The following is a 7,415-nucleotide window of genomic DNA, read 5'->3' as shown; positions in this document are numbered from 1 at the left end:
ATGCAGAGATGGATGGCCAGGGCGGCCGGCGGCACGAGCCAGCGGTTGAACCCCGGCTTGGCAACGATATGCTCGCGCGACAGCCAGCTCGGCGGCGTAGCTGACGTTTCTACTCGTGAAGCGGCAAGGTCCATTCTGTCCTCCCACGTCGACCTGTTCTCGGTCACCCGTGAGTGGATCTTTACCAACAAGGTTGATCGCAGCCTATTGGCCCATACGATTAAAACGCAAAATTAATCCGCTCTGATGCAACTGACAAATAATTTTTGTGAACCGTGGTTTGGTTCTTATTACCAGAAAACTACTCGTGATTGGTTGGTATTATATTTTTTCAAGAATAAGTCTTGTGAATTCGTCATATTATTTCTCAGGTTGTTCTAGACTGACAAGCTCCATCAAAATTTCACAGATTGAGGTCTTGCTAATCAAAGGAGATTGAAGAGCGATAGGTGCGGATTTGCAGCAATTACAGCGGACGATATTACCACTCTTCGCCATCACTGGACTGCCTTTTCGAATATGAAGCCGACATCATATTGCAGTCGCCGTACAAGCCGAGCAATACAACTATCGGGGAGAGTTCCTGGTAGGATGTTCCGGTGCCCCGTGCTCGCTTCAGGTTCCTCACCCGTCTGATTTGTCGCGTAGTGGCGTTCTTCACCGTACTCAGCGCCTCATCTGCACAGGCTGATGAGCAGGGATCGCTGCGGATTATGGCGGCTGGAAGTCTCAGGCCCGCCATGACGGACCTGCTCGCCGCTTTCACGACCATATCCAGCAGAACCTCGACGTCCGCCTACGGGGCTTCTGGGCTGTTGCGGAAGCAGATCGAGGCCGGGCAGCCCGTCGATTTGTTCGCGTCGGCGGACATGAACCAGCCTCGCATGCTGGCCGAGAAGCGGCACGGCGTCGGAACCGTACTGTTCGCTCGAAACAAGCTCTGCCTCTTGGTGCGTGAACGGGTTGGAGCAAGCCAAGACAGCCTGTTGGAGCGGTTGCTCGATCCGACCGTGCGGCTGGCAACCTCGACGCCGGGTTCGGATCCAAGCGGCGATTATACCTGGGCTATGTTCGCCAGGGCCGAAGCAGCACACCCTGGTGCGCAGGCCGTGCTGCAGGCGAAGGCGATGCAACTCGTGGGCGGCCCAGACAGCAAACCACTCGTGCCAGGACGCAATGCGGCGGCCGGTGTGTTCCTAGCCGATCGAGCCGACGCCATGCCGGTCTATTGCAGCGGCGCCCCCGCCCTCGTTCGGGAGGTTCCGGGCCTCGTCGCCCTGTCGCTGCCGCCGACCCTCGCGGTGACCTCAGCGGCTGGCCTGATCGTCCTGACCGACGATCCGGACGCTGCGCGGTTCGCGCTCTTCATCCTGTCCGAGGCGGGGCAGGACATCCTCGCGCGCCACGGCTTCGAGCCGGTTGCGAAGTCCCCCGGATGAGGCCGTCGGCACGGACACGGCGGAGAGACGCCGCACGCGGATCCGAAGACGCGCAGAAGACGGATGCGGCCCTGCCGCGCCGATGTGTATCGCTTTGGGGACAACGCTCATGACGTGCAGCGCATTCCGATCAGGCCCCGTCGCCGGCGGATCCTCGACACAGGCCTGTCCTTCCGGTCGCAGCCTTCGGCAGGCCTGCCTCGTTGGGATCTCGCTCACCACGTTGATGATTGGCGGTGGTGCCGCTCTCGCTCAGGCGACGCGGCCGAGCTCCGCCAGCACGATGCTTCCAGAACTCGATGTCACCGGCGTCGGCACAGGGGTCGGCGCGAGCGCCGGAGATACCATTCCGTACGCCTCGGAGGGGCGCTACGAAGCCAGGTCGGCCGATGTCGGGCCCCTTGGCAGGCGGGCCATCAAGGACACGCCCTACTCCATCGCCGTCATCCCGCAGGACCTGATCGTCAACAACCAGGTCCGCACCGTGAACGATGCGTTGCGCTACCTCCCTTCGGTCCAAGTCGAGTCGCGCCAGGGCTTCGATGTCTCGCGCCCCCAATCGCGCGGCTTCGAGGGCAGCGTCGTGCAGAATACCCGCCTCGATGGCCTCAACATCATCGGCACCACCGCCATTCCGATCGACAACCTGCAGCGTATCGAGGTGCTGAATGGGCTGGCCGGCGCCCTCTACGGGCCAGCCGCGCCCGCCGGCGTCTTCAATTACGTTCTCAAGCGCCCGACGGACGTGCCGCTCGCACGCGCCATCATCGCCTACGACTCGCCGGGCATCATCACGAGTGCGGCGGATGTCGGCGGCCGCTTCGGCCAGGACGGCGCGATCGGCTACCGCATCAACGTCGTGAAGGGCGTGGGCGAAAGCTACGTCCAGGACAGCTTCCTCGACCGCTCGCTCATCAGCGGCGCCTTCGACATCCACTTCGACCCGGACACGGTGCTGGAACTCAACGCCAGCCGCTACTCCTTCAACCAAGCCGGGCTTCCCGGCGGCTTCACCTACGGCGGCGGTCTGTACGGCAATGGTCGGAGTACGATCCTGCCGCCAGCCGTCGATCCGACCAGGGCCGGCTACGGCCAGCCCGGCGCCGGGGTGAACCTGACGACCGAGACGGGACTGGCCAAGCTCAAGCACCGCTTCAACGAGGATTGGGATCTCGTCATCGGTGGGCTCTACCAGAATGCAGACCGTGGCCTGTACGGCATCACCAATGCCCTGACGAACGATGCGGGCGCCTACAGCGCGACCAAGAACTTCACCCAGGTCCCGCGCTTCACGATCGGCAGCAATCTCGCTTACCTGAACGGTCACTTCGACCTCTTCGGCATGCGCAACGACCTGACGATCGGCACGAATGGGTTCAGCAACGATCAGTACCTGTACCGGAACTCGATCGTGACGACGTTGGGTTCGGCCAGCATCGCCAACCCGGTGGTGTTCCCGCAGAAGGGGCTGCCAGCGAACGGCGGCCAGTACCGATCCGCCAACGTCTTCCAGCAGTCGCTGATCACGGGCGACACGCTCCACTTCAACGAGCAATGGGCCGTGCAGGGCGTGCTGAGCACCACGTGGCTCACGAGCACGAACTACTCGAGCCGGGGAGCAATCACGAGCACGGACACGCGCAACGCCGCGCTCAGTCCGACCGCGAGCCTGATCTACACGCCGACCCGGCAGCTCACGACCTACTTCACCTTCGCCGACAGCCTGCAGCAGGGCGACGTGGCGACCGCAGACGCGAGCAACGCCAACACGATCCTCGCCCCCTACCGAAGCCGGCAGTACGAGGTCGGGGCCAAGTACGCCGTCTCCGAGGCGCTTCTCATCACGCTCGACGGCTTCCGCATCACCCGGCCGCTTGCCTTCACGAACCCGGCGACGCGGATCTTCGAGGTCCAGGGCACGCAACGGAACTTTGGGATCGAGTTGTTCGCCTCCGGCGCGGTCAGCCCCGAGCTGAGCTTGCTCGGCGGCGTCACCTGGCTTGATCCCCGCCTGACCGGGACCGGCAATGTGCTGACCAACAACACCCTGGTGGTCGGCGTGCCGCGCTGGAGAACGGCTGTGGCCGTGGATTACCACCCCTTGCCCGTGCCCGGTCTGGGGCTCACGGGGGCGCTGCAGTACGTCACGAAGCGGGCCGCGACGAACTACAACAACTCCTACGCGGCGGCCTACGCCACGGTCGATCTTGGCGTTCGCTACTCGACGAAGGCGCTGGGCACCCCGATGACATTCCGCTTTCAGGTGCTGAACGTATCCGACACGCACTACTGGGGATCGATAGCTCCGGGCAACATCAACGGGGGCTCGGGCGCCGACACGGCCTACCTCGGAACGCCACGCACCTTCCAGCTCAGCATGGAGGTCGACCTGTGAAGCCCGACACTCCCTGCTCGAACTGCGAGCGGCCTCAACCCCCTCACTTATTTGTTCCGCATATCAGTCGACGGCAATCATGACATCCGAGGATTTCACCACGGCGTAGGCCTCGTCACCGACTGTCAGCTTGAGACTGTCGACCGCATCGTTGGTGATTGCCGCGGTGACGACCTGACCCGCTGCGATCTCGATTTTGACATGCGCGGTCGTGGCGCCCTTCTCGACCGACACGACCTTGCCCTTGATGACGTTGCGCGCTGAGATCTGCATCGTGTATCCGTTACTGTGAGCCGGCCTTGACCGGGATGACGCTAAAGCCCTGCGCCTCGAAGAAAGGCTTGCCCTCCGCTCCCTTCAGGAAATCGAGGAAGCGCGTGGCGCCGTCGCCCTTGGCGTCGGACGTGACAGCGAACGGGTACACCACTGGCGGGTGGCTGTCCGCCGGAAACACACCGATGACTTTCACGCCCGGATCCGATCGAGCATCGCTCTCGTAGACGACACCGAGGGGTGTCTCTCCGCGGGAAACCAGGGCGAGTGCCGCGCGCACGTTGTCAGCCTGCGCCAGCCGAGGCTGCAGGCTGCCCCAGAGCCCGAGCTTCTCGAAGGCAGCCTTGGCGTACTTGCCGATTGGCACCGAGTTGACCTCGCCGGTGGCAAGCCGACCGTCTGCCCCGAGTGCCTTGGTAAAGTCCTCCGCCGTAAAAGCGATCTCGCTCGATGAGGCATCCTTCGGCGCGATCACCACGAGGCGATTGTTGAGGAGGTTCACCCGGCTGTCGGGCCGGATGAGGTTCTTCTTGGCGAGGTAGTCCATCCATTCGAGGTCGGCCGAGGCGAACAGGTCCGCCGGGGCACCGGCCTCGATCTGGCGGGCGAGCGCCGAGGATGCCGCGTAGCTCGCTTTGACCTCCGTGCCCGTCCGCGTCGTGAAAGCCTTCCCGGCATTGTCGAGTGCGTTCTTGAGGCTCGCAGCCCCGAACACGGTCACGGTCTCGGCGGCCAAGGTTGTCCGTAGTCCAACGAGCGAGCTGGCAACGAGGCCGACGACGAAGGCGGCACGGGTCAGGTGGAGCATGCTGGATCGGACCTTTGGGGAGAGGATCGGAGAAAGGTCAGGCGGCATTTGCGAGGGAGGCCATGTCGATGACGAAGCGGTACTTCACGTCGCTCTTGAGCATGCGGCTGTAGGCCGTCTCGATCTGGTCGATGGTGATCATCTCGATGTCGGCCGTGATGCCGTGCTGGCCACAGAAGTCGAGCATCTCCTGCGTCTCAGCGATCCCCCCGATCAGCGAGCCCGCAAAATTGCGACGTCGCCAGATCACGCTGAACACCTGTACGGGCAGGGGCTTCTCCGGCGCGCCGACCTGCACCAACGTACCGTCGCGCTTCAGCAACGCTAGATAGGCGTTGATGTCGTGCTCGGCCGCAACGGTATCGAGGATGAAGTCGAAGCTCTCGCCTTGCGCCGCCATGGCGTCCGCATCTTTCGAGATCACCACTTCGTAAGCGCCGAGCCGTTTCGCATCCGCTTCCTTGCCTTGCGAGGTCGTGAACAGCACCACGCTGGCCCCCATGGCATGAGCGAGCTTGACGCCCATGTGGCCGAGGCCGCCGAGGCCGCCGAGGCCCACGATGCCGACCTTCTGGCCCGGCCCTACCTTCCAGTGCCGTAGCGGCGAGAACGTGGTGATGCCGGCGCACAGCAGCGGCGCCACGCCCGCGAGATCGAGGTTTTCGGGGATCCGCAGGACGAAGTGCCGGTCGACGACGATGTGGCTGGAATAGCCGCCGAAGGTATGGCCGCCGGTCTGAGGTTCGGGACCGTTGTACGTGGCTGTGAAGCCGGGTTCGCAGTACTGCTCCAGGCCCTCGCTGCAGCTCGCGCATTCGCGACAGGAGTTGACCATGCACCCGACACCAGCGAGGTCGCCGATCTTCAAGTCCGCGACCTCTCCTCCCACGCGAGTCACACGTCCAACGATCTCGTGTCCGGGCACGCAGGGGTAGAGGGTGTTCTGCCATTCGTTACGGGCTTGATGCAGGTCCGAGTGACAGACCCCGCAATAGACAATCTCGATCTCGACATCCGTCGGACCCAGATCGCGGCGCTCGAACGTGAATGGTGACAGCGACGCCTCGGCGCCCGATGCGGCGTATCCTGTGCAGGTGAACATGCGCGATCCTGTCTCGGCGGTCGGGTCCGCAGCGTGTGCCCTTTGCAGGGCGGCAGCTCCCCTCGGCGCGCTATATACAACAGATCATAGCCTCGACCAGGGCTATCGTGTAGGCAACCCGGTCGGTGCAATCAGCAATCTGCAGGAAAGAGAGCGTTAGGTGTATGAGGCGGATCAGGCTACCACATTCGGTGCCACGATTGACATGCTGAGCATCAGCGAGGCTCTCGTCTCGATCTCGAAAGCTCTGCGTCCGGTTGGCATCGAGGCTGTTCAGCTCGACGCGGCCTTCGGGCGCGTGTGCGCGCAAAACGTTTCTGCCCTGCTCGATGCGCCCCCATTCGCCGCCTCGGCCATGGATGGTTACGCCGTGCGCTTCGCGGACATTGCGGACGATACTAGTCCTCTCGCGTGTCTCGATGTCGTGAAGGCGGGCGATCGTGACGTCGCGCCTCTCGCGCCCGGCACCTGCGCGCGCATCTTCACCGGCGCGCCGATCCCACCCGGTGCCGACACGGTCGTGCTGCAGGAGCAGGCTCGAAGCGAAGGCGGTGCGGTGTCCTTTCTCGCGGGCATCGAGCGTTACCGTCACATCCGCGCCGCCGGGAGCAACTTCCGTGCGGGCGACGTGACGGCTCATGCCGGTCGAAGGCTGACGGCGCGCGACATCGGACTCCTCGCCGCATCGGGCCATAACACCTTGCGGGTCCACCGCCGCCCGCAGGCCGCGATCCTCTCGACGGGCGACGAGCTTTCCAGCCGATTCCGCGCGGGGGAGGGCGCGCAGATCCTTGACGCCAATCGCCCGGCCCTGACGGCGTTGGTCGCGGCATGGGGCGGCAAGCCGATCGACCTCGGGATCGCACCCGACCGCCCAGACGCCCTCGTTCATGCGCTCGATGGCGTCCAGGCGGACCTGCTGATCGTGACCGGCGGCGCATCCGTCGGTACCTTCGATCTCGTCCGACCCGCTCTCGAGAGGCTCGGCTTCTCGGCATCATTCCGGAAAATCCGAATGCGGCCGGGCAAGGCGACGATGTTCGGTGTTCTCGCAGGGCTTCCGGTCCTCAGCCTTCCGGGAAATGCCGTGGCAGCCCTCGTCAGCGCCCTCGTCTTCCTCAAGCCGACGCTGTCCGCCCTGGCCGGCCTCGGCTTCGAGGAGGTCCCACGGGACTGCGCCGTCCTGGCGGCTCCGCTCTCCGCGGTCGGGCCGCGCGACACGTTCCTGCGGGGGCGGCTCGATCGAGGGGCGGATGGCCGGCCAACGTTCACCGCGATGGCCATGCAAGACACGGCCATGCTGTTGGGTCTCGCGAAAGCTCACGCACTAACCATCCGGCCAGCGAACGCCCCGCCTGCTCAGCCGGGGGAGATGATCGAGGTGATCCGCTTCGATCG

Annotated in this window: 6 protein-coding genes; 3 read left to right on the top strand and 3 right to left on the bottom strand. The window is 64.1% G+C overall.

Translation table 11 applies throughout. From position 1 onward, the window contains the following. The first annotated feature begins 647 nt into the window (after nucleotides 1–647). Both F6X51_RS27475 and F6X51_RS27470 read left to right on the top strand, forming a co-directional pair. The gene (locus F6X51_RS27475; protein ID WP_150967258.1) at nucleotides 648–1,439 is read left to right on the top strand and encodes a substrate-binding domain-containing protein; all 792 of its coding nucleotides are present in this window, start codon (nucleotides 648–650) and stop codon (nucleotides 1,437–1,439) included. Between the two features lie 283 nt (nucleotides 1,440–1,722). After that, nucleotides 1,723–3,834, top strand: a complete 2,112-nt coding sequence (locus F6X51_RS27470) for a TonB-dependent receptor (protein WP_191970310.1) — start codon at nucleotides 1,723–1,725, stop codon at nucleotides 3,832–3,834. Nucleotides 3,835–3,897: 63 nt separating this feature from the next. Here the strand turns inward: F6X51_RS27470 and F6X51_RS27465 are convergent, their stop codons facing one another. Genes F6X51_RS27465 through F6X51_RS27455 form a run of 3 tightly spaced genes read right to left on the bottom strand, consistent with a single transcriptional unit; the run spans nucleotide 3,898 to nucleotide 6,017 of the window. Next, entirely contained in the window at nucleotides 3,898–4,107 is a 210-nt protein-coding gene (locus F6X51_RS27465; protein WP_150967255.1) for a TOBE domain-containing protein, read from the bottom strand. A gap of 10 nt (nucleotides 4,108–4,117) precedes the next feature. Next, nucleotides 4,118–4,915 (bottom strand): molybdate ABC transporter substrate-binding protein, encoded by a 798-nt coding sequence (gene modA / locus F6X51_RS27460; protein ID WP_150967254.1) that lies wholly within the window; start codon nucleotides 4,913–4,915, stop codon nucleotides 4,118–4,120. 37 nt (nucleotides 4,916–4,952) lie between these two features. After that, nucleotides 4,953–6,017, bottom strand: coding sequence for an NAD(P)-dependent alcohol dehydrogenase (locus F6X51_RS27455; RefSeq protein WP_150967252.1), 1,065 nt, complete (start codon nucleotides 6,015–6,017; stop codon nucleotides 4,953–4,955). A gap of 205 nt (nucleotides 6,018–6,222) precedes the next feature. Between F6X51_RS27455 and F6X51_RS27450 the strand changes: the two genes are divergently transcribed. Next, nucleotides 6,223–7,415: molybdopterin molybdotransferase MoeA (locus F6X51_RS27450; RefSeq protein ID WP_150967250.1), on the top strand; the 1,193-nt coding region annotated here is incomplete at its 3' end.

It is taken from the genome of Methylobacterium planeticum, assembly GCF_008806345.1.
Lineage (GTDB): Bacteria > Pseudomonadota > Alphaproteobacteria > Rhizobiales > Beijerinckiaceae > Methylobacterium > Methylobacterium planeticum.
This window is presented reverse-complemented; position numbering and strand designations above follow the sequence as displayed.